This window comes from Streptomyces sp. NPDC053069 (assembly GCF_044546895.1).
Taxonomy (GTDB): Bacteria; Actinomycetota; Actinomycetes; order Streptomycetales; family Streptomycetaceae; genus Streptomyces.
The window spans coordinates 62,264-83,159 of sequence record NZ_JBITZN010000010.1 but is presented as its reverse complement, the minus strand read 5'-3'; the positions used below and the strand labels follow the sequence as shown (position 1 = coordinate 83,159).

The 20,896-nt window shown below is 71.8% G+C and carries 20 protein-coding genes; 5 read left to right on the top strand and 15 right to left on the bottom strand.

The window, feature by feature from the left end; all coding sequences use genetic code 11:
* Positions 1-4: 4 nt before the first annotated feature.
* The 4 genes from ACIGXP_RS23600 to argC are packed head-to-tail and all read right to left on the bottom strand — an operon-like array spanning position 5 to position 4,294.
* Entirely contained in the window at positions 5-1,210 is a 1,206-nt protein-coding gene (locus ACIGXP_RS23600; protein ID WP_363215964.1) for an acetylornithine transaminase, read from the bottom strand.
* Positions 1,207-2,121 carry an acetylglutamate kinase gene (gene argB, locus ACIGXP_RS23595; RefSeq protein WP_363215965.1) on the bottom strand — a complete coding sequence of 305 codons (915 nt, stop codon included), beginning with the start codon at positions 2,119-2,121 and terminating at the stop codon, positions 1,207-1,209. Before argB ends, ACIGXP_RS23600 begins: the two co-directional genes overlap by 4 nt.
* Positions 2,118-3,269, bottom strand: coding sequence for a bifunctional glutamate N-acetyltransferase/amino-acid acetyltransferase ArgJ (gene argJ, locus ACIGXP_RS23590; RefSeq protein ID WP_399771208.1), 1,152 nt, complete (start codon positions 3,267-3,269; stop codon positions 2,118-2,120). Before argJ ends, argB begins: the two co-directional genes overlap by 4 nt.
* Positions 3,266-4,294, bottom strand: a complete 1,029-nt coding sequence (gene argC / locus ACIGXP_RS23585; protein WP_399771204.1) for an N-acetyl-gamma-glutamyl-phosphate reductase — start codon at positions 4,292-4,294, stop codon at positions 3,266-3,268. The genes argJ and argC overlap by 4 nt, the downstream gene beginning before the upstream one ends.
* A 200-nt stretch (positions 4,295-4,494) precedes the next feature.
* On the opposite strand from argC, the gene ACIGXP_RS23580 reads away from it, so the two are divergent.
* Positions 4,495-4,938, top strand: a complete 444-nt coding sequence (locus tag ACIGXP_RS23580; RefSeq protein WP_399771574.1) for a DUF6314 family protein — start codon at positions 4,495-4,497, stop codon at positions 4,936-4,938.
* On the opposite strand, the gene ACIGXP_RS23575 is transcribed toward ACIGXP_RS23580, so the two are convergent.
* The 3 genes from ACIGXP_RS23575 to ACIGXP_RS23565 form a co-directional block, all read right to left on the bottom strand.
* Positions 4,920-5,513 (bottom strand): histidine phosphatase family protein, encoded by a 594-nt coding sequence (locus ACIGXP_RS23575; protein WP_399771201.1) that lies wholly within the window; start codon positions 5,511-5,513, stop codon positions 4,920-4,922. The genes ACIGXP_RS23580 and ACIGXP_RS23575 overlap by 19 nt on opposite strands.
* A gap of 73 nt (positions 5,514-5,586) precedes the next feature.
* Entirely contained in the window at positions 5,587-6,024 is a 438-nt protein-coding gene (locus tag ACIGXP_RS23570) for a GNAT family N-acetyltransferase (RefSeq protein ID WP_399771199.1), read from the bottom strand.
* A gap of 73 nt (positions 6,025-6,097) precedes the next feature.
* Positions 6,098-7,531, bottom strand: a complete 1,434-nt coding sequence (locus ACIGXP_RS23565) for a PLP-dependent aminotransferase family protein (protein ID WP_399771196.1) — start codon at positions 7,529-7,531, stop codon at positions 6,098-6,100.
* Here ACIGXP_RS23565 and ACIGXP_RS23560 point away from each other — a divergent pair.
* Positions 7,530-8,441, top strand: a complete 912-nt coding sequence (locus ACIGXP_RS23560; RefSeq protein WP_363215973.1) for a DMT family transporter — start codon at positions 7,530-7,532, stop codon at positions 8,439-8,441. The two genes, ACIGXP_RS23565 and ACIGXP_RS23560, sit on opposite strands and share 2 nt — an antisense overlap.
* A gap of 19 nt (positions 8,442-8,460) precedes the next feature.
* Complete coding sequence (locus ACIGXP_RS23555) at positions 8,461-8,688, top strand: DUF1918 domain-containing protein (protein WP_363215974.1); 228 nt, start codon at positions 8,461-8,463, stop codon at positions 8,686-8,688.
* On the opposite strand, the gene ACIGXP_RS23550 is transcribed toward ACIGXP_RS23555, so the two are convergent.
* On the bottom strand, positions 8,658-9,905 hold the full coding sequence (locus tag ACIGXP_RS23550; protein ID WP_399771191.1) for a glycoside hydrolase family 10 protein: 1,248 nt from the start codon (positions 9,903-9,905) through the stop codon (positions 8,658-8,660). The two genes, ACIGXP_RS23555 and ACIGXP_RS23550, sit on opposite strands and share 31 nt — an antisense overlap.
* 154 nt (positions 9,906-10,059) lie before the next feature.
* On the opposite strand from ACIGXP_RS23550, the gene ACIGXP_RS23545 reads away from it, so the two are divergent.
* Positions 10,060-10,932: a 3-hydroxybutyryl-CoA dehydrogenase gene (locus tag ACIGXP_RS23545; protein WP_363215976.1), complete on the top strand. Its 873-nt coding sequence runs from the start codon at positions 10,060-10,062 to the stop codon at positions 10,930-10,932.
* A gap of 194 nt (positions 10,933-11,126) precedes the next feature.
* Complete coding sequence (locus ACIGXP_RS23540; protein ID WP_360097962.1) at positions 11,127-11,384, top strand: hypothetical protein; 258 nt, start codon at positions 11,127-11,129, stop codon at positions 11,382-11,384.
* Here the strand turns inward: ACIGXP_RS23540 and ACIGXP_RS23535 are convergent.
* The 7 genes from ACIGXP_RS23535 to ACIGXP_RS23505 form a co-directional block, all read right to left on the bottom strand.
* Positions 11,381-11,917: an NUDIX hydrolase gene (locus ACIGXP_RS23535; protein ID WP_363215977.1), complete on the bottom strand. Its 537-nt coding sequence runs from the start codon at positions 11,915-11,917 to the stop codon at positions 11,381-11,383. The genes ACIGXP_RS23540 and ACIGXP_RS23535 overlap by 4 nt on opposite strands.
* 65 nt (positions 11,918-11,982) lie before the next feature.
* Positions 11,983-13,323, bottom strand: coding sequence for a transcriptional regulator (locus ACIGXP_RS23530; RefSeq protein WP_399771187.1), 1,341 nt, complete (start codon positions 13,321-13,323; stop codon positions 11,983-11,985).
* 227 nt (positions 13,324-13,550) lie between these two features.
* Positions 13,551-14,648: a PP2C family protein-serine/threonine phosphatase gene (locus ACIGXP_RS23525; protein ID WP_399771185.1), complete on the bottom strand. Its 1,098-nt coding sequence runs from the start codon at positions 14,646-14,648 to the stop codon at positions 13,551-13,553.
* 256 nt (positions 14,649-14,904) lie between these two features.
* Positions 14,905-17,427, bottom strand: coding sequence for a phenylalanine--tRNA ligase subunit beta (pheT, locus tag ACIGXP_RS23520; protein WP_399771182.1), 2,523 nt, complete (start codon positions 17,425-17,427; stop codon positions 14,905-14,907).
* On the bottom strand, positions 17,427-18,548 hold the full coding sequence (pheS, locus tag ACIGXP_RS23515) for a phenylalanine--tRNA ligase subunit alpha (RefSeq protein ID WP_363215981.1): 1,122 nt from the start codon (positions 18,546-18,548) through the stop codon (positions 17,427-17,429). The genes pheT and pheS overlap by 1 nt, the downstream gene beginning before the upstream one ends.
* Before the next feature lie 155 nt (positions 18,549-18,703).
* The gene (locus ACIGXP_RS23510) at positions 18,704-19,837 is read right to left on the bottom strand and encodes an ATP-binding protein (RefSeq protein WP_363215982.1); all 1,134 of its coding nucleotides are present in this window, start codon (positions 19,835-19,837) and stop codon (positions 18,704-18,706) included.
* A gap of 50 nt (positions 19,838-19,887) precedes the next feature.
* Positions 19,888-20,742 carry an RNA methyltransferase gene (locus ACIGXP_RS23505; RefSeq protein ID WP_363215983.1) on the bottom strand — a complete coding sequence of 285 codons (855 nt, stop codon included), beginning with the start codon at positions 20,740-20,742 and terminating at the stop codon, positions 19,888-19,890.
* Positions 20,743-20,896: the final 154 nt, after the last annotated feature.

The following is a 20,896-nucleotide window of genomic DNA, read 5'->3' as shown; positions in this document are numbered from 1 at the left end:
CGTCCTATTCTGCGGATCGTCCGTCCCCATCCACTGGGTTCGCTGCGTCGAGGATTCCGGGCAGCGCCTGGAGGAAAGCACCCACCTCGGCGTCGGAGATGTTCAGCGGCGGCATGAGCCGTACGACGTCGGGGGCGGGCGCGTTCACCAGGAACCCGGCCTCCTGGGCCGCCTGCTGCACCTGCTGCGCGCGCGGCCCGGTGAGCACGATACCCAGGAGCAGGCCGGCACCCCGCACATAATCGATCAACGGGTGGCCCAGTCCCTCGATTCCCTCACGCAGCTTCTCGCTCTGCCGCTTGACGTTCTCCAGCAGTCCCTCGTTGGCGATGGTGTCGAGGACGGCGAGTCCGGCGGCGCAGGCGACCGGGTTGCCACCGAACGTCGTGCCGTGGTGGCCGGGCCCGAGCAGTTCGGCGGCCCGGCCGAAGGCCACTGTGGCACCGAGCGGCAGCCCGCCGCCGAGCTGCTTGGCGAGGGTGACGACATCGGGCAGCACGCCCTCGTGGGCCTGGTACTCGAACCAGGTGCCGGTGCGGCCGATGCCGGTCTGCACCTCGTCCAGGACCAGCAGGGCACCCGTGGCGGCGGTGATGGCGCGGGCGGCCTTCAGATAGCCGGCCGGCGGCACCACGACCCCGTTCTCGCCCTGGATCGGCTCGATGACGACCAGCGCCGTCTCCTCGGTGACCGCGGTGGCGAGCGCCTGGGCGTCGCCGTAGGGCACGTGGGTGACATCGCCGGGCAGCGGCCGGAACGGGTCCTGCTTGGCGGGCTGGCCGGTGAGCGCGAGGGCGCCCATCGTACGGCCGTGGAAGCCGCCGGTGGTGGCGACCATGTGGGTGCGCCCGGTGAGCCGGCCGATCTTGAAGGCGGCCTCGTTGGCCTCGGCGCCGGAGTTGCAGAAGAAGACCCGGCCCTCCCGGCCGAAGAGCTGCAGCAGCCGTTCGGCGAGGGCGACCGTGGGCTCGGCCATGAAGAAGTTGGAGATGTGGCCGAGCTGCCCGATCTGCCGGCTGACGGCCTCGACGATCGCCGGGTGGGCATGGCCGAGGGCGTTGGTGGCGATGCCCCCGACGAAGTCGTGGTACTCCCGGCCCTCGGCGTCCCACACCTTCACGCCCTCGCCGCGCACGAGGGGCAGGCGCGGGGTGCCGTAGTTGTTCATGAGCGCGCCCTGCCAGCGCTCGGTCAGCTCCTGGTTGCTCATGACTCCCCCTGTCCGCCCGGAATGCCGTCGGGCACGACCATGGTTCCGATGCCTTCGTCGGTGAAGATCTCCAGCAGGATCGAGTGCTGGACCCGGCCGTCGATGACGCGGGCGGTGGTGACGCCGTTGCGCACGGCGTGCAGGCAGCCCTCCATCTTCGGCACCATGCCGGAGCTCAACTCCGGCAGCAGCTTCTCCAGTTGGGAAGCGGTGAGGCGGCTGATCACCTCGTCGGAGTTCGGCCAGTCCTCGTAGAGACCCTCGACGTCGGTGAGGACCATGAGGGTCTCGGCGCCCAGTGCCGCAGCGAGTGCCGCAGCCGCCGTATCGGCATTGACGTTGTAGACATGGTGGTCGTCCTCGGACCGGGCGATCGACGACACGACCGGGATGCGGCCGTCGGCGAGCAGCGCCTCGATCGCGCCGGTGTCGATCGCGGTGATCTCGCCGACGCGGCCGATGTCGACCAGTTCGCCGTCGATCTCGGGCTGGTGCTTGGTGGCGGTGATGGTGTGCGCGTCCTCGCCGGTCAGGCCGACGGCGAGCGGCCCGTGCTGGTTGAGCAGACCGACCAGCTCGCGCTGCACCTGCCCGGCGAGCACCATCCGTACGACGTCCATGGCGTCCTCGGTGGTGACGCGCAGGCCCGCCTTGAACTCGCTGACGATGCCGTGCTTGTCGAGGGCGGCGCTGATCTGCGGGCCGCCGCCGTGGACGACGACCGGCTTGAGGCCGGCGTGCCGCAGGAAGACGACGTCCTGGGCGAAGGCGGCCTTCAGCTCCTCGTTCACCATGGCGTTGCCGCCGAACTTGATGACGACGATCTTGCCGTGGTGCCGGGTCAGCCAGGGCAGCGCCTCGATGAGGATCTGGGCCTTGGGCAGGGCGGTGTGTTTCCGCGTCGTGGTCATGAGGAGTAGGCGCTGTTCTCGTGGACGTAGTCGGCGGTGAGGTCGTTGGTCCAGATGGTCGCGGTCTCGGTGCCCGCGGCCAGGTCGGCGACGATGTGCACCTCGCGGTAGCGCATGTCGACCTTCTCGCGGTCCTCGCCGACGCTGCCGTTCTTGCACACCCACACGCCGTTGATGGCCACGTTGAGCCGGTCCGGGTCGAAGGCGGCCTTCGTGGTGCCGATCGCGGAGAGCACCCGGCCCCAGTTGGGGTCCTCGCCGTGGATCGCGCACTTGAGGAGGTTGTTGCGGGCGATGGAGCGGCCCACCTCGACGGCGTCCTCCTCGCTCGCCGCGTTGACCACCTCGACCTTGATGTCCTTGCTGGCGCCCTCGGCGTCGCCGATGAGCTGCCGGCCGAGGTCGGCGCAGACCTGCCGTACGGCGTCGGCGAACTCCTCGTACCCGGGGGTGAGGCCGGAGGCGCCGGAGGCGAGCAGCAGCACGGTGTCGTTGGTGGACATGCAGCCGTCGGAGTCGACGCGGTCGAAGGTGACCTTGGTGGCGGCCCGCAGGGCCCGGTCCAGGGTCTCGCTGTCGAGGTCGGCGTCGGTGGTGAGGACGACGAGCATGGTGGCGAGGCCCGGGGCGAGCATGCCCGCGCCCTTGGCCATGCCGCCGACCGTCCAGCCGTCCTTCGTCACCACGGAGGTCTTGTGGACGGTGTCGGTGGTCTTGATGGCGATGGCGGCCTTCTCGCCGCCGTGCTCGGACAGCTGGGCGGCGGCCGTCTCGACGCCGGGCAGGAGCTTGTCCATGGGCAGCAGGACGCCGATGAGACCGGTGGAGCAGACGGCCACCTCGATGGCGCCCCGGCCGAGCACCTCGGCCACCTTCTCGGCGGTGGCATGGGTGTCCTGGAAGCCCTTGGGGCCCGTACAGGCGTTGGCGCCGCCCGAGTTGAGGACGACCGCCGAGACCTGGCCGCTCTTCAGGACCTGCTCGGACCACAGCACCGGCGCGGCCTTCACACGGTTGGAGGTGAAGACGCCCGCGGCGGCACGGCGCGGCCCGGTGTTGACCACGAGGGCCAGGTCGGGGTTGCCGTTCTCCTTGATCCCGGCGGCGATGCCCGCCGCCGTGAATCCCTTGGCTGCCGTGACGCTCACGGTGCGACTCCGATCGTGGAAAGCCCAGTGGTCTCGGGGAGACCCAGGGCGATGTTCATGCTCTGGACGGCACCGCCCGCGGTGCCCTTGGTCAGGTTGTCGATGGCGCTGATCGCGATGATGCGGCCCACGGACTCGTCGTACGCGACCTGCACCTGAACGGCGTTGGAACCGTAGACGGACGCCGTCGCGGGCCACTGGCCCTCGGGGAGCAGACGGACGAAGGGCTCGTCGGCGTAGGCCTTCTCGTAGGCGGCGCGGACGGAGTCCGCCGTCACGCCTGCGACAGCGGACGCGCTGCACGTGGCGAGGATCCCGCGCGGCATCGGCGCCAGGGTCGGCGTGAAGGACACCTTCACGGACTCGCCGGCGACCCCGCTGAGGTTCTGGATCATCTCGGGGGTGTGCCGGTGGCCGCCGCCGACGCCGTACGGCGCCATGGAGCCCATGACCTCGCTGCCGAGCAGATGCGGCTTGGGTGCCTTGCCCGCGCCGGAGGTGCCGGACGCGGCGACGATCACCGCCTCGGGCTCGGCGAGTTCGGCGGCGTAGGCCGGGAACAGGGCCAGGGAGACGGCGGTGGGGTAGCAACCGGGCACCGCGATGCGCTTGGACCCCTCCAGCGCGGCGCGGGCACCCGGAAGTTCGGGGAGGCCGTAGGGCCAGGTACCGGCGTGCTCGGAGCCGTAGAAGGCCTCCCAGTCGGCCGGGTCCTTCAGCCGGAAGTCGGCGCCCATGTCGACCACGAGGACGTCCGGGCCGAGCTGCTCGGCGACGGCGGCGGACTGTCCGTGCGGCAGCGCGAGGAAGACCACCTCGTGCCCGGCGAGTGCCTCGGCCGTGGTCGGGGCGAGCACGCGGTCGGCCAGCGGCAGCAGATGCGGCTGGAGCGCGCCGAGCCGCTGGCCGGCGTTGGTGTTCCCGGTCAGGGCACCGATCTCGACCTCGGGGTGCGCGAGGAGCAGGCGCAGGAGTTCTCCGCCCGCGTATCCGCTCGCTCCGGCCACCGCCGCACGTACCGCCATGTCCATTCCTCCTCGTGATGGCATGACTATACGTAGCGCTGCACTTTTATGCAACGACTATGCGATCGGCCTGGGGAGCATCACCCAGCCGGAGACGACGAACGCGACCGGGATCCGACCATGCTCGGTGAAAAAGTGAGACCATGCGCGGCCACGCAGGGAAGGTGTACATGAACCGTGTGCCGCGGGAAGGAGGAGCGATGGGCGAGTGCTGGCCCGTGGCCGACGTGCTGGCCCATCTGGCCGGGCGGTGGCGGGTTGAGCGGAGGGTGCGCGATCTGGCGAGCGGGGACGAGGGACACTTCGAAGGGGTCGTCGTCTTCAGCCCGCTGGACGGGGGCGGTCTGCTGCACGAGGAGTCGGGGACCTTCACCTGGCAGGGCGTCGCGCGGCCCGCGACCCGGACCCTGCACTTCCTGCCGGGCGGCGCGCCGGGCACGGCGGACGTGCGGTTCGCCGACGGGCGGCCGTTCCATGACCTCGACCTGACCTCGGGCCGGTATGTCGCCGACCACCCGTGCGCGGCCGATCTCTACCGGGGCGAGTTCACCGTCCAGGACGCCGACCACTGGAGCACGGTGTGGCGGGTCGGCGGCCCGGCGAAGGACCTGGTGCTGAGCACGGACTATGTGCGCGAGGGCTGAGCCGGCACACCGTCGAAGCGCAGGTTCCAGCGGCCGGAGCGGCCCGTCACCGTGGTCGTCGACAGCGGGCGGACGTCGATGTTCCAGTAGCTCGCGGGTGGTGCCTTCAGGGCGTACACCAACGCGGCACGGATCACGGAGGGCTCGGCGACCGCCACGATCCGGCAGCCGTCGTCCGGCGGGCGCGTGTCCAGCCAGCCGCCGACCCGGGAGATGAAGGCCAGCAGGGACTCACCGCCGTGCGGGGTGGCGCGGGGGTCGGCGAGCCAGGCGTCCACGGATTCCGGCTCGCGGGCCATCGCCTCGCCCAGCGTCAGCCCGCGCCAGCGGCCCATGTCGCAGTCGCGCAGGGCGAGCTGGACCAGGGGGGCGTACCCGAGGGCGTCGCCGGTGGCGCGGCTGCGCGGGGTCGGCGAGCAGTAGCGCAGCTCGGCCGCCGCCAGCGGCAGCAGGTCCCCGGCGGCGCGCTGCACCTCGTCCCAGCCGGCCTGGTCCAGCGGCCGGTCGTCCTCGAAGCGCTCAGCGAGCAGCGGGGAACTGCGCGCGGCGGCGACGAACGTCACCCTCAGTGGCATGCGGTGATGGTGAGCCGTGCAGGTACGCAGGTCAAGAGCTGTTGCCCAGGAGTTGCCCGGGGTATGCGAATGCTTACTCGAAGGGGTGCACCATCCACTGATCCGGGCGGTCCAGCGGCCGGAAGCCCACCTTCTCGTACACCCCCTGCGCGTCGTGCGTGGCGAGCAGCATGCGGCGCAGGCCGTACGGCTTCAGGTGGTCGCGGATGCGGCCGACGAAGGCGGTGCCGACGCCCTTGCCGCGCACCGGGGGATCCACGTACACATCGGCGAGCCAGGCGAACAGCGCCTGGTCGGTCACCACGCGCGCGTACGCCACCTGCTCCCCCGAGGCCTCGTCGTACACCCCGAAGTTCAGCGAGGACGCCATGGCCCGCTCGTGCTTCTCGCGGGTCCGGCCGATCGCCCAGTAGGCGTCGGCCGACAGCCATCCGTGGACGCGGTCGACGTCGACGCGGGCGGTGTCGGCGGAGAACTCGTAGCCGGCGGGGAGGGCGGGTGTGTCGCTCATGGTCCGGATCCTCACAGGCGCCGGGCACGTGCGTCGACCGGATTTACCCGTACCGGCGCCCTGGAACACCTGGTCAGAACACCTCGTCGCAGGCCGTCCGCAGCCGTCGTACCCCTTCTGTGATCTCCCCGGTGCCGGCGACCGCCGCGAAGCTCAGGCGGAGGTGGGCCGCGGGGGGTTCGGCGCTGAAGTAGGGGCGGCCGGGGGTGAGGGCGACGCCGGCGCGGAGGGCGGCCGAGGTGAGGGCCGATTCGTCGGTGCCGTCGGGGAGGCGGAGCCAGAGGTGGTAGCCGCCGGACGGGATGTGCGGCAGGGCGAGTTCGGGCAGGTGGGCGGCGAGCGCGGCGGTCATGGCGTCGCGGCGGGTCTTCAACTCGGCGGACAGGTTCCGCAGATGCCGGGGCCAGGCCGGGGAGCCGACCAGTTCCAGCGCCGCCTCCTGCAGCGGCCGGGGAACGAAGAAGCTGTCCACGACCTGGATGGCGCGCAGGCGTTCCAGCACCGGGCCGCGCGCGGCCAGGGCGCTCACCCGGAAGCTGGGCGAGGTCGCCTTGGTCAGCGAGCCGACGTGCACGACCACCCCGTCCGGGTCGTCGGCGGCCAGCGGGCGGGGCAGCGGGCCCGCGTCGGCGTGCACCAGGCGCCGGACGAAGTCGTCCTCGATGACGAACGCGCCGGCCTCGCGGGCGATGCGCAGCACCTCGGCGCGCCGGCCGGGGGCCAGGACGGCACCGGTCGGGTTCTGGAACAGCGGCTGGCAGACGAACACCCGGGCGCCGCTGGCCCGGAAGGCGTCGGCGAGCAGGTCGGGGCGTACGCCGTCGGGGTCGACGGGCACCGGGACGGGGCGCAGCCCGGCGGCGCGGGCGAGGGCCAGCATGCCGGGGTAGGTGGGCGACTCGACGAGGACCGGGGCGCCGGGCTGGGCGAGCGCGCGCAGGGCGGTGGCCAGGGCGGACTGGCCGCCGGCCGCGATCAGCACCTCGGCGGCGGTGACGGCGCCGCCGATGCCGCGTGCGAACCACTCCCGCAGCTCCGGCAGTCCCTCCAGCGGCGGCCTCCCCCAGGCGCCCGGCCGCCGCCCGGCCCGGGCCAGGGCAGCCGCCATGGCCCGCTCCGGCTGCAGGGAGGGATGCGGATAGCCGCCGTTGAACTCCAGCACGCCGGGCGGCGGCGCGGCCAGTGACACGGTGACCCCGGAGGCGTCGACCGTGCGCGGTACGAGCTCGGCGGCGCCGTCGGCGCTCAGCGCGACCTCCTGCCAGGAGGTGTCCCCGGCCGGCGTCTCCGCCGGGCGTGGTCCGGCCCGGAACGCACCGGCTCCGGGGCGGGTGACGACCAGCCCCTCGGCGGCCAGCTGGGCGAGGGCGCGGGAGACGGTCACCGGACTCACGCGGAACTGCTCGACCAGCGCCCGGCTCGACGGGAGCTTTCCACCCGGAGAGTAGCGGTTGAGGTCGCGGCGGAGCTCTTCTGCCAGTTCGCGGACACTGCTACGCTGGTTCATGAGAACACAGAGTAGCGCTACTGTCCCGAGCGCGATAGCGGTCACCGCTCCCCGCGAGCGCCGCGGCCTCGGCACCGGTCTTGCCGCCCTCGGCGTCGCCTCCTTCTCGCTGACCTTCCCGGCCACCGCCTGGGGCCTGGAGGGATTCGGCCCCTGGTCGCTGGTGGCCGTGCGCAGCGTCCTCGCCGCGCTCGTCGCGGGCGGCTGTCTCCTCGTCCTCCGGGTGCCGCTGCCCGAGCGCCGGCATCTGCCGGGTCTCGCCGTGGTCGCCGCCGGTGTGGTGCTCGGCTTCCCCATGCTGACCACGCTCGCCCTGCAGACCTCCACGACCGCGCACGCGGCCGTCGTGGTGGGGCTGCTGCCGCTGACCACCGCCGTGTTCTCCGCCCTGCGCACCGGCAGCCGCCCCTCGCGCCGGTTCTGGCTGGCCGCCCTGGCGGGGGCCGCGGCCGTGGTCGCCTTCACCGTGGCGCAGAGCGGCGGCGCGCTCACGGCCGCCGACGGCTATCTGTTCGCGGCCCTGCTGGTGTGTGCGGCCGGCTACACGGAGGGCGGCCGGCTGGCCCGGGTGATCCCGGGCTGGCAGGTGATCGGCTGGGCGCTGGTGCTGTGTCTGCCGCTGAGCGTGCCCGCCGCCGCGGTGGCGCTGTCGTACGAGCCCGTGCAGCTGACCGGGCACGGCATCGCGGGTCTGCTGTGGGTGGCGCTCGGCTCGCAGTTCCTCGGCCTGGTCGTCTGGTACCGGGGCATGGCGGCCATCGGCATTCCGCGGGCGAGCCAGTTGCAGTTGGCCCAGCCCCTGCTCACACTGGTGTGGTCGGCGCTGCTGCTGGGCGAGCACTTCACGGCGGCCGCCCCGGTGACCGCCGTCGCCGTGCTCGTGTGCATCGCCGTCACTCAGCGGTCGTGATCATGAGGAGGGCCTGCAGATGCGTGCATCCAAGGGCGATCGTCTTGTCCAGCACGGCAGGGTGGTCGGCCAACACGACCAGGTCTCTGAAGTAGTCGAAGTCCTGGGTTCCGAGGGCAACCCGCCCTACCGCGTCCGGTTCGAGGACGGGCACGAGGCGATCATGTCCCCCGGACCCGACTGCCAGGTCAAGCACCGGGACGAGCAGGCGATGGATCAACGGGGCGGCTTCGCCGATCGCCCGTAGTGGTCGGCGATCACGCGTGACATCGCCCCGATCGGGTCGGCCGCCACGTCCCTGGCGGCGAAGAACACATGCCCGCGCACCTGCGGGTGGCGAGCGGCGAGGGTGAGGTGCCGGGACAGCTCGACCGGGTCCTGCCAGGCCGAGGGCTGCCCGGCGGCCCCGGCCTTGTACAGGGCCTCGCCGAGGTACAGGTGTGTCCCGGTGCCCTGGGCGACCGACGCCCACCAGTCGGCCAGTCTCGCGTAGTCGGCGTCCGCGAAGCCGATGTGCCAGTACAGCTGCGGGACGATGTAGTCGATCCAGTGCTCTCGCACCCAGGTACGGGTGTCCGCGTACAGGTCGTCGTACGTCTGCACGCCCGCCCGGGTGTCCGAGCCGCGCGGGTCGGTCGAGGCGTTGCGCCAGACCCCGAACGGGCTGATCCCGAACCGGGTGCCGGGCCGGACCCGTTGGATACCGGCGGCCATCTCCTTCACCAGCGTGTCGACGTTGTCCCGCCGCCAGGCGGCCCGGCTGGAGAAGTCGTCGCCGTACCGGTCGTAGGCGTCATCGTCGTCGAAGGTCTGGCCGGCGACCGGATACGGATAGAAGTAGTCGTCGAAGTGGACGGCGTCGACCGGGTACGTGGCGACGGCGTCGAGCATCGCCCGCTGGACGAAGGCGCGGACCTGAGGCAGACCGGGGTTGTAGTACAGCTTCCCGCCGTACCGCACCACCCAGTCGGGGTGCTCACGGGCCGGGTGCCGGGCGGCGAGCCGGCCGGGGTCGGCATGGTTCGCGATCCGGTACGGATTGAACCACGCGTGCAGCTCCAGTCCCCGGGCGTGCGCCTCCTGCACCGCGGTGCCCAGCGGGTCCCAGCCGGGGTCGCCGCCCTGGGTACCGGTGAGGTACTCGGTCCAGGGTTCGTACGGTGACGGCCACAGGGCGTCGGCGGTGGGCCGCACCTGCAGGATCACCGTGTTGAGCCGGTCACGGGCCGCCTTGTCCAGATGGGCGGCCAGCTCCCCCCGCTGCGCGGCCGCGGTGAGGCCCGGACGGGACGGCCAGTCCCGGTTGGCCACCGTCGCGATCCACACACCCCGCATCTCGGTGGCCGAGCGCGGTCGACGAGCCGGTGCCGCGACCGCGCACGGCGCCGTGACCAGCGAGGACAGTGCCGCCAGCGTGAAGGCCCGCCGTGCCAGCCGCCCCATCCGCACACCCCCGTACGCCATGGATCCGCTCCGTCACGGATCGTTTCGCGCCCCAGGATGCACCGCCCCGGGCGATCGATCATCGATACTTGGCGGTAACGTGCACGATCGGAGCAGGCGCCGAACCCGGAGGTCTGCCAGCGAGAGCCGGAACACCAGCGAAGGGGACGATGTAATGGGCTTCCCATCGGGAGACATTGCGCGGGTCGGAGTCGTGGGCTGCGGCCAGATGGGCGCGGGCATCGCCGAGGTGTGTGCCCGCGCGGGGCTGGAGGTGAAGGTCGCCGAGACCACCGGCGAGGCCCTGGAGATCGGCCGTACCCGGCTGTACAACTCCCTGGCCAAGGCAGCCGAGCGCGGCAAGATCAGCGAGGAGGAGCGGGACGACACTCAGGCGCGCCTCAGCTTCACCACGGACCTCGGCGAATTCGCCGACCGTGACCTCGTGATCGAGGCCGTCGTGGAGAACGAGCAGGTGAAGACGGAGATCTTCCAGGTGCTCGACCAGGTGGTGACCCGCCCGGACGCGATCCTCGCCTCCAACACCTCCTCGATCCCGCTGGTGAAGCTGGCGGTCGCCACCTCCCGCCCGGACCACGTCGTCGGCATCCACTTCTTCAACCCGGCCCCGGTGCAGCAGCTCGTCGAGCTGATCCCGGCGCTCACCACCTCCGAGGGCACCCTCAGCCGTGCCCAGGTCTTCGCCGAGAAGGTGCTCGGCAAGCACGCCATCCGCGCCCAGGACCGCTCCGGCTTCGTGGTGAACGCGCTGCTCGTGCCGTACCTGCTCTCCGCGATCCGGATGTTCGAGTCGGGCATCGCCAGCCGTGAGGACATCGACAACGGCATGGAGATGGGCTGCGCCCACCCGATGGGCCCGCTGAAGCTGTCCGACCTGATCGGCCTGGACACCATCGTCTCCATCGCCAACTCGATGTACGCCGAGTACAAGGAGCCGCTGTACGCCGCTCCCCCGCTGCTCCAGCGCATGGTCGAGGCGGGCCGGCTCGGGCGGAAGACCGGCTCGGGCTTCTACACCTACAGCTGATCACACAGAGCTACGCCTTACGGGCCCGGCACCGAACTCGGCGCCGGGCCCGTCTGTTTCACACGCCGTGTGCGCGCCGGGCACGCATATGCCCGTCGCACACGCTCCCCACGCGCCCACCAGGCGAGTTGACTCACCATGCGCATGCAAGGGACGCGGAACCATCCATGCCGACTACCGAAAGGAGCGCACCCGTGACCGCCGATCCGGAGCATCCCGTGGTCCACGGAGAACTCGCAGAGTTACGACGCCGCCTCGACGTGGCCTATGCCCGAGTCGAGGGAGGGCTGGCGTTGCTCAGTCATCGCACCGAGGAGACCGCCAAGGACCTGGACGAGCTGAACTCCCGCATGGTCTCACTGGAACACGCACGCTGGCCGCTGCCCTCCCTCGCCGCGCTCACCGCGCTCGGCGCGCTCGTCGTGACGGTCTGGCAGGCGCTGGCCCGCTAGCCCTCGGCGAGCCTGAGGTGGTGCAGCAGGAGTAAGGCGGCCGCCATGTTGGCGGCCGGGACCTCCCCACGGGCGATCAGGTCGGGGACGAGTTTGAGGGGAACCCATTCCCGGCGGTCCGACTCGAAGTCGTCCACGGGATGCCCGAGGTACTCGCCCCGGTCGGACCAGTAGATGTGGTGCCGGGCATCGGTGAGGCCGTTGGACGGCTCCACGCTCATGAGGTGGTGCAGGGGCCCCGGCCGCCAGCCGGTCTCCTCCTCCAGTTCTCTGGCAGCGGCGCTCGCGATGTCCTCACCGTCCTCCACGACGCCCGCTGCCAGTTCCCACCCCCAGCTGTCGGTGATGAACCGGTGCCGCCACAGCAGCAGCACCTCGTTGGCGTCGTTGACGACCGTGGCCACCGCCACGGGCCGCAGCCGGATCAGGAAGTGGTCGAGATGCCGGCCGTCCGGCAGCTCGACATCTGCGAGATTGACGCTGAACCAGCGGTTCGCATACACAGTTTGTTCGTTCTGTTTCGTCCACTGCACGGTTCTGCCACCTTCCGCTGAGTAAGTGGCAATATCGCAGCAGGGACTGTGCACCTACAGTGGGCCTACAGCGGTACGCGCAGTGCCCCGTCGATGAGTTCGGCGGCCTCGGCGGTCCCGGCCGAGCCACAGCGCACCAGGTGTTCGCGTACCGCGCGGAGTCTGTCGCGCAGCCGCTGGGACTCCATCCCGCGGGCCTGCTCGGCCATCTGCACGGCGGTGGCCACCGCTTTGTCGGCGTTGCCCTGGCGCAGCTCGATGGTGCTGAGCATGGCGAGCCGGTGCACCCGCCCCCGGTCGTGGGCGGGGTTGTCGACCGCCGCCGCGGCATGCTCCCGGGCGGCGGCCAGCTCACCGAGGCTCAGCAGCGCCTCGGCCACCTGCACATTGACCAGGCCCGGCTGGACATAGCCGGTCTCGTCGGGTTCGTAGCCGCGCCGGATCCGCTCGGCCGCCTGCTCCGCGCGCCGGATGCAGGACAGGGCGCTGCCGGAGTCGCCGAGGTGGGCGTACGCCTTGGCCTGCATCGCGTACAGGTCCGAGGCGAGCGCCGGGGTGATGTGCTTGCCCGCGGCCCGCAGCGCGGCCTCGGCGAAGGCGACGGCCTGCCGGTACTCCCGCATGAACAGCGACTGGTTGACCAGCAGGGCTATGACGTAGGCGCCAAGTCCCCGGTCGCCGCTGGCCTTCGCCAGTCTGAGCGCCTGGTGGAAGTAGCGCTGCGCGAGACCGTGCGCGTCGGAGTCGTAGGCGCAGATGCCCGCGATGGCCACCAACCCGCCGGTGGCCCGGTGCAGTTGGCGGCCGGTGGCGTCGGTGTAGCTGCCGCGCAGCAGAGGTGCCGCCTCCGCGTTCAGAAACCCGACGATCCGCGTCCGGGTCGCGATGCCGCCGGCCTTGCGGTACATCTGCTCGTAGTGTGTCCGCGCGGCCCGCAGCATCCCGATGTCGGCCGCGGTGACCCGGTGCCGGCCGCCGCGCGAGACATCGACGTCCTCCGGCGGGTTCTCCCACTCCCACACCGGCATGACGGCCGGGGTGCCGGTGACGGCGGGAGCGCCCAGCACATGCGGCCGCTGCTGTTCGTCGGAACGCCACAGAGCGGTGGCGCGTTCCACGAACCCGTTGAGCGAACCGGCATGCGGTGTGCTCGGCTCACCCGGCACTCCGAGGCCGATGTCGTCCAGGGTGACCGGCCGGTGCAGGCGCGCGGCCAGCACTTCGCAGATCAGGTCGGGCACCTGGCCGCGCGGCCGCTGGCCCTTCAACCAGCGGGCCACGGCGGTGTGTTCGTACCGGAGCACAAGGCCCCGTCTCCGGCCCGCCTGGTTGACGTGGGCGGCGAGGCCGGCGTGCGAGATCCCCGCCTCGTCCAGGATCGCGTCGAGCAGAGTGTTGGGCTGCATGGGATGCCCCCCGAGTGGCCTGGTGCGCTCAGCGTAGTGGCTCCGCCTTCACACGGGGTGTGAACGGAACACGTGCATCCGCGCTGTACGCGCGCTGTCGCTCAGCGTGTTCCGCCGGTTGACTGAGATGCCTCGCAAGAGGTTGGCCGGGCCGCCGGCTCCCCCTCGAAACAGCGGCGGCCCGGCTGCGGGTACGCGGGTGCGGGTATGCCGGTATGCGGGTGCGGCTAGTGGTGCGTTGTCGGCTGCGGGTCTGTGGGGGCTTGTCGCGCCCGCGCGGCGGAGCCGTACATCTCACTGTCCCGCGCCCCCGGGCAGGAGAGCTTGTCCCTCGTTCGATCGTTGCGCAGGACCAGTACCGCTATGTCGTCCCTCGGACCGTTGCCCGTGTGGTGCAGGAGGGCTGTGAAGAGCGTGCGCAGGATCGTCTGAGGGGAGACCGGCTGATCGCGTACGGCCTCGCGCAGTGCCGTCGGCAGAGAGAAGAAGCGTCCCTTGGCGTCCCGGGCGTCCTCCACACCGTCGGTGAAGAGGACCAGCGAGTCACCGGGGAGCAGGGGGCCGCAGGGGTGGGCCTCCAAGGCCTTCGGCAGGGGGAAGGGACCCAGCGGCGGAAGCGGATCCACCCGGCTCAGCGGCTCGACCCGCGCATTGCTGATCCGGTACGGCCACGGATGACCGCAGTTGAGAGCCCGCACACCGCCCTCCCTGTCGATCTCCAGGAGCAGCACGGTGACGAACTCCTCGGCGACCGGATGGTCGGGGTCCGGGCCGCCGTGCGCGGGGTGTTCGGCGCGGGACCGTTCACGCAGGTGCCGGGCGAGGGCGCGCTCCAGCCGGCGCAGCACGCCGCCGAGTTCGGGTTCGTCGTGGGCCGCCTCGCGGAAGCTGCCGAGGACGGCGGCGACGGTGCCGAGGGCGGTCAGACCGTGCCCGCGTACATCCCCCATCACCACCCGCACCCCGTGCTCGGTGGCGATCGCCTCGTACAGGTCGCCGCCGACGCATGCGCCGCGCTCCGCGGACAGCTGGGCGGCGGCCAGAACCAGCCCGTCGAGGCGGGGCGGCGGCGGACGCAGGACGACGCTCTGCGCGGCCCGGGCCACCCTGCGGGCCTGCCGCAGCTCACGCAGCAGCGCGCCGCGGACATGGAGTATCAGCCCGGCACCGACGGCGAAGAACACGGCGCTGGTGACGACGCGCGCGCCGAACCCGTCCTGCTGGGCGGTCGGACAACCCCACTTGTAGCCGACCGCCACGGCCCCCCAGACCATGGTCAGTACGACTCCACGCGCGGTGGGCGCCCGTGCCTTGATGCGGTTCATGCCGATGGTCCCCCAAGTGGGCCCTGACAGAGCAGACGGACCGACCCCGAAAGGCCGGTCCGATTCTGTCGACGCCATGGCCCGGAAGGACCAGATCGCCTCCCATTCCCACCCGAACGAGTGAGAACTCCCAGGCCACCGTGCATTTATGCAGCTGACGGAAGGACCACCGGCCCAGGGGTGCGGGGAACTGCGCGACGAGCCACGGGTCACCCGAGGCCGCCGAACAGGAACAGCTCCCCGCCCCTTGGGCGCACTAGCCCCGCAGAACCGCCCCGGTCCGCTCACCCGCAAGGGCAACAGCCGCATCCCTCGCAGCCGACGCCTCATCCACGGTCAGCGTCCGGTCACCCGCGCGGAAGCGCAGCGCATACGCCAGCGACTTCTTCCCGTCCCCCAGCTGCTCGGTGTTCTCGTACACGTCGAACAGCCGGATGGACTCAAGAAGTTCCCCGGCACCGTCGCGCAGCGCCGCCTCGACCTCCGCGGCCGGGACGGGCAGGTCGACCACGAGGGCGACATCCTGCGTGGCGACCGGGAAGGTGGAGATGCTCGGCGCCTGCGGGGCACCGTCGCCCACCGCCTCCAGGGCGTCCAGGTTCAGCTCCATCGCGCAGGTGCGCTCGGGCAGACCCAGGGCCTTCAGGACACGCGGGTGCAGTTCTCCGGCGTGGCCCACGACCTTCTCCGTGCCGTCGGCGAAGACCACCAGGTCGGCGCAGCGGCCGGGGTGCCAGGGACCGTACTGCCCCTTGCGCACGACCAGCTCCGCACCGGCCTCCCGGGCGACGGCACGCGCCGCCTCGACCGCGTCGGCCCACCCGGCCGGGCGGCCCTTGCCCCACCAGCCGGCCTGCTCACGAGCGCCGGTGAGGACGGCTGCCACGTGCCGCGGCTGCTCGGGCAGCGCGGCGTTCAGCGCGGCGATCTCGTCGTCGGTGGGACGCCGGTCGACGGGCAGGTGCCCGGCGACACGCTGCTCCCGAGCGGGGTGGAACACCAGCCCGGTCTCGAACAGGGCCAGATCGTGCGAGCCCCGGCCGTCATTGCGCCGCAAGGCACCCAGCAGACCCGGCAGCAGCGTCGTGCGCAGCGCGGGCTCCTCGTCGCTGAGCGGGTTGACCAGCCTGACGACGCGGCGGACCGGGTCGTCGGACTCCAGGCCGAGCTGGTCGAAGACCTGCTCGCTGACGAACGGGTAGTTCGGTGCCTCGACGTAACCCGCTCCGGCCAGCGCGCGGCCGACCCGGCGGTGCAGCCGCTGGCGGTGGGTCAGACCGCGGCCCGAGGGCAGCTTGGGCAGCGTGGAGGGCAGGTTCTCGTAGCCCTCCAGGCGGATGACCTCTTCGGCCAGGTCGTTCGGGTCCACGAGGTCGGGCCGCCAGGAGGGCACGGTGACGATCAGCTCGTCCTGCCCGTACACGTCGCAGCCGACCTCCTGCAGGCGGCGGACGACCGTCTCACGGCCGTACACGACACCCGCCACCTTGTCCGGGTGGTCGGCCGGGAGGGTGATGGTGTGCGGGGCCGAGGGCGCGACGACCTCGGTGACACCGGCCTCGGCCGTGCCGCCCGCGAGCAGCACCAGCAGGTCCACGGTGCGCTGCGCGGCGGCCGCGGCGGCCTGCGGGTCGACGCCGCGCTCGAAGCGGCGGGACGCCTCGGACAGCAGCTTGTGGCGGCGGGCCGTACGGGCGATGGAGACGGCGTCGAAGTGGGCCGCCTCGATCACCACGTCGGTGGTGCCGTTGACCCCGTCCTCGGTGACCTCGTGGTCGGCGATCTCCGTGTTGGCGCCGCCCATCACGCCGGCGAGGCCGATGGGGCCGCGGTCGTCGGTGATGACCAGGTCCTCGGCGTGCAGCTTGCGCTCGACGCCGTCGAGGGTGACGAGCTTCTCGCCCTCCTGCGCGCGGCGCACGCCGATGGTGCCCTGGACCAGCGTGCGGTCGTAGGCGTGCAGCGGCTGGCCCAGCTCCATCATCACGTAGTTGGTGACGTCGACGGCGAGCGAGATCGGGCGCATGCCGACCTTCTGCAGCCGGCGCTGCAGCCAGATCGGGGAGCGGGCCTCGGGGCGCAGGCCGGTGACCGTGCGGGCGGTGAAGCGGTCGCAGCCGAACGGCTCGGAGACCTGGACCGGGTAGCCGAAGGCGTTCGGGGCCGGTACGTCGATCAGGGCCGGGTCGCGCAGCGGCAGGCCGTAGGCGATGGCGGTCTCGCGGGCGACGCCGCGGATGGACAGGCAGTCGCCGCGGTTGGCGGTGACGGCGATGTCCAGGACCTCGTCGACCAGCTCCAGCAGCTCGATGGCGTCCTTGCCGACCTCGGTCTCCGGCGGCAGCACGATGATGCCGTGGGTGCCGTCGTCGCCCATGCCCAGCTCGTCGGTCGAGCAGATCATGCCGTGGGACGTCTTGCCGTACGTCTTGCGGGCGGCGATGGAGAAGCCCCCGGGGAGCGTGGCGCCGGGCAGGACGACCACGACCTTGTCGCCGACCGCGAAGTTGCGGGCGCCGCAGACGATCTCCTGGGGCTCGCCGGTGCCGTTGGCCTGGCCGACGTCGACGGTGCAGAAGCGGATCGGCTTCTTGAAGCCCTCCAGCTCCTCGATGGTCAGCACCTGGCCGACGACCAGCGGGCCCTTGAGGTCGGCGCCGAGCTGTTCGACGGTCTCGACCTCCAGGCCGGCCGAGACGAGCTTCTCCTGGACGTCGCGGCCGGTTTCCGTCGCCGGCAGGTCGACGTACTCCCGCAGCCAAGAAAGCGGGACCCGCATCAGATCTCCATCCCGAACGGCCGGGTGAACCGGACGTCACCCTCGACCATGTCTCGCATGTCCTCGACGTTGTGGCGGAACATCAGCATCCGCTCGATGCCGAACCCGAAGGCGAAGCCGCTGTACTTCTCCGGGTCGACGCCGCAGGCGGTGAGCACCCGCGGGTTGACCATGCCGCAGCCGCCGAGCTCGATCCAGCCCTCGCTGGAGCAGGTACGGCAGGGGCGGTCGGGGTTGCCGACGGACTCGCCCTTGCAGACGTAGCAGAGCATGTCCATCTCGGCGCTCGGCTCGGTGAAGGGGAAGAAGTTCGGCCGCAGCCGGGTCTTCATGCCCTCGCCGAACAGGGACTGGACCATGTGGTCCAGGGTGCCCTTGAGGTCGGCCATGGTCAGGCCCTCGTCCACGGCGAGCAGTTCGACCTGGTGGAAGACGGGCGTGTGCGTGGCGTCCAGCTCGTCGGTGCGGTAGACGCGGCCGGGGCAGATCACGTAGACCGGCAGCTCGCGGTCGAGCAGGGAGCGGATCTGGACCGGTGAGGTGTGGGTGCGCAGTACGACACCGGACTCGGTGCCGCCGTCGGGCCCCTGGACGAAGAAGGTGTCGGCCTCGCCGCGGGCGGGGTGGTCCGGGCCGATGTTGAGGGCGTCGAAGTTGAACCACTCCGCCTCGACCTGCGGGCCCTCGGCGACCTCGTAGCCCATGGCCACGAAGATGTCCTCGATGCGGTCCGAGAGCGTGGTCAGCGGGTGGCGGGCGCCGGCCGGTACGCGGTCGTGCGGCAGCGTGACGTCGACGTCCTCCTCCACGAGCACGCGGGCGTCCCGCTCGGCCTCCAGCTCGGCCTGGCGGGCGGCGAGAGCCTTGTTCACGGCGCCGCGGGCCATGCCGACGCGCTTGCCGGCCTCGGCCTTGGCGTGCGGGGGCAGGGCGCCGATCTCGCGGTTGGCGAGGGCCAGCGGAGAGGTGGGTCCGGTGTGGGCGACCTTGGCCTCGTGGAGCGCGTCGAGGGAGTCCGCGGCGGCGAAGGCGGCGAGCGCCTCGTCCCGCATGCGCTCGATCTCTTCCGGTTTCAACGCCTCGACCTCGACTGGGTCGTACGACTTATTGGGTGCCGACATCTCTTCCCGTGCTTCCGATTGTCCCCCAGCTGACGCTGGGAGGTGCCCCCTGGCGGATGGTCCCCGTCACCGACTCGCGAGGGCCGCGTGAAGGACACAAAGGTGCCAAAGGCCGAGTCTAACGGGGTGGAGGTGTACGAAGAGCCCGTGGGCCGTCAGGCGAGATACGCCGGGGCCGCCACGGGCAACGTAAATCGGAACTCGGCGCCGCCGACGGAGGCGCGGCCGACCGTGATGGTGCCGCCGTGTGCCTCGACGATGCCCTTGACGATGTACAGCCCGAGGCCCGTGCCGCCGCGCTTGCTGCCCCGCCAGAAGCGGGTGAAGACGCGGTTCATGGACTCCTCCGGGATGCCGGGGCCCTCGTCGCTCACCGTGACCGACGTGCCGGTTTCCTCGCCCTCGCGCGGGGATGCGCAGGGCGTGACGTCAATGGTGACGGTTCCCTCGCCGTGCCGCACGGCATTTTCGATGAGATTGCTGAGCACCTGGTCGACCTTGTCGGGGTCGGCCCACAGGTCGGGCAGCGGCTGTTCGATGCGCAGCAGGAAGCGGTCGGCGGGCTGGCCGGCGGCGACGTAGGCCTGGATGTGCCGGGAGACGGCGGCCCCGATGTCGACGGGCTGCCGGCGCACCTCCAGGCGCCCGGAGTCGATCCGGGAGATGTCGAGCAGCTCGGCGATGAGCCGGGTCACGCGGTCGGCGTCGGCGTCGACGGTCTCCAGCATCAGCCGCTTCTGGTCGTCGGTGAAGCGCTCCCACTTGGCGAGGAGCGTGGCGGTGAAGCCCTTCACGGAGGTCAGGGGCGAGCGCAGTTCATGGGCGACCGTCGCGATCAGCTCGGCGTGGCTGCGCTCGGTGCGGCGACGGGCCTCGGTGTCCCGCAGGGACACGACGACCCGCTGGACGGGCCCGAGGGGCTCGTCGCGCACATACTGCGCGCAGACCAGCACCTCCCGTCCCCCGGGCAGCAGCAGATTGCGCTCCGGCTGCCGCGTCCGGATCGCGAGCCCGCCGTAGGGGTCGACGAGCTGCCACCAGCGGCGGCCTTCCAGGTCCTCCAGCGGCAGCGCCTGCTCCAGGGGCCGGCCGAGGGCGTCGGCGGCGCGCTGGGCGGTGATACGGGCGGCGGCGGCGTTGAAGCAGACCACACGGCCGTGTTCGTCGGCGACGACAAGGCCGTCGGGAAGCTGGTCGGGGTCGAGGCCCGCGGGATCGCCCTGCCGGGGCACAGAAGTGCGCTGCGCGTCCCGTCCACCCGGCGCGGTGCTCGTGCCGGCCACACTCATCCCCGTACCCCACCTCTCAGACGGCGCAGGGCCCCGAGCTGGTCACCCTACTAGCTCGCAGTGACGGAGCGGCACCCTCCGGAGGCGCGCTGTGCACGGGCCGACGCGTAGAGACATACGGCGGCGGCGGTGGCGAGGTTCAGGCTCTCGGCCTTTCCGTGGATGGGGACGCGGACGACGGCGTCGGCGAGCGCGCGGGTCTCCTCCGGGAGTCCCCAGGCCTCGTTGCCGAACACCCAGGCGGTGGGACCGCCCATGGTCCCCTTGTCGAGTTCGGCGTCGAGATCGTCGGTCCCGGCGCCGTCGGCGGCGAGGATCCTCACGCCCGCGCCCTTCAGCCCGGCCACGGCCCGCTCGACGGGGACGCCCACGGCGACGGGCAGATGGAAGTGGGAGCCCACGGAGGCGCGTACGGCCTTGGGGTTGTACAGGTCGACGGAGGCGTCGGTGAGGATCACGGCCTCGGCGCCGGCGGCGTCTGCGCACCGCAGCACGGTGCCGGCGTTGCCGGGGTCGCGCACATGGGCGAGCACGGCGACCAGCTTCGGCCGGGCGGCGAGGATCTCCTCGAACGGCGTGTCCAGGAACCGGCAGACCCCGACCAGGCCCTGCGGGGTGACGGTGGTCGAGATGTCGGCGATGACGTCCTCGGCGGCGAGATGCACCCGGGCGCCGGCGTCCCGCGCCGCGCCGATGATGTCGGCGTAGCGCTCCGCGGCCTCGACCGTGGCGAACAGCTCGACGAGGGTGGGGGTGCCGTCGGCCCGATGCCCGGCCGCCTCCCTGACGGCCTGCGGCCCCTCCGCGAGAAACAGCCGGTCCTTGCCCCGGAAATTCCGCTTGGCGAGCCGCCGGGCGGCTGCGACACGGGCGGACCGGGGGGAGATCAGCTCGGGGCTGGGCATCCTGTTCTTCACCTTCAAGAAAGTCTTCACTTTGTGGTGCCGGCAGGGTGAGCGCCCCCGGGGGGCGGGGAACTGCGCGACCGGCCACGACGCACCCGCGGGCGAACGACCACCGATGGCCCCCCAACAGCAGGACCCGCAAGCCATAGAGCCT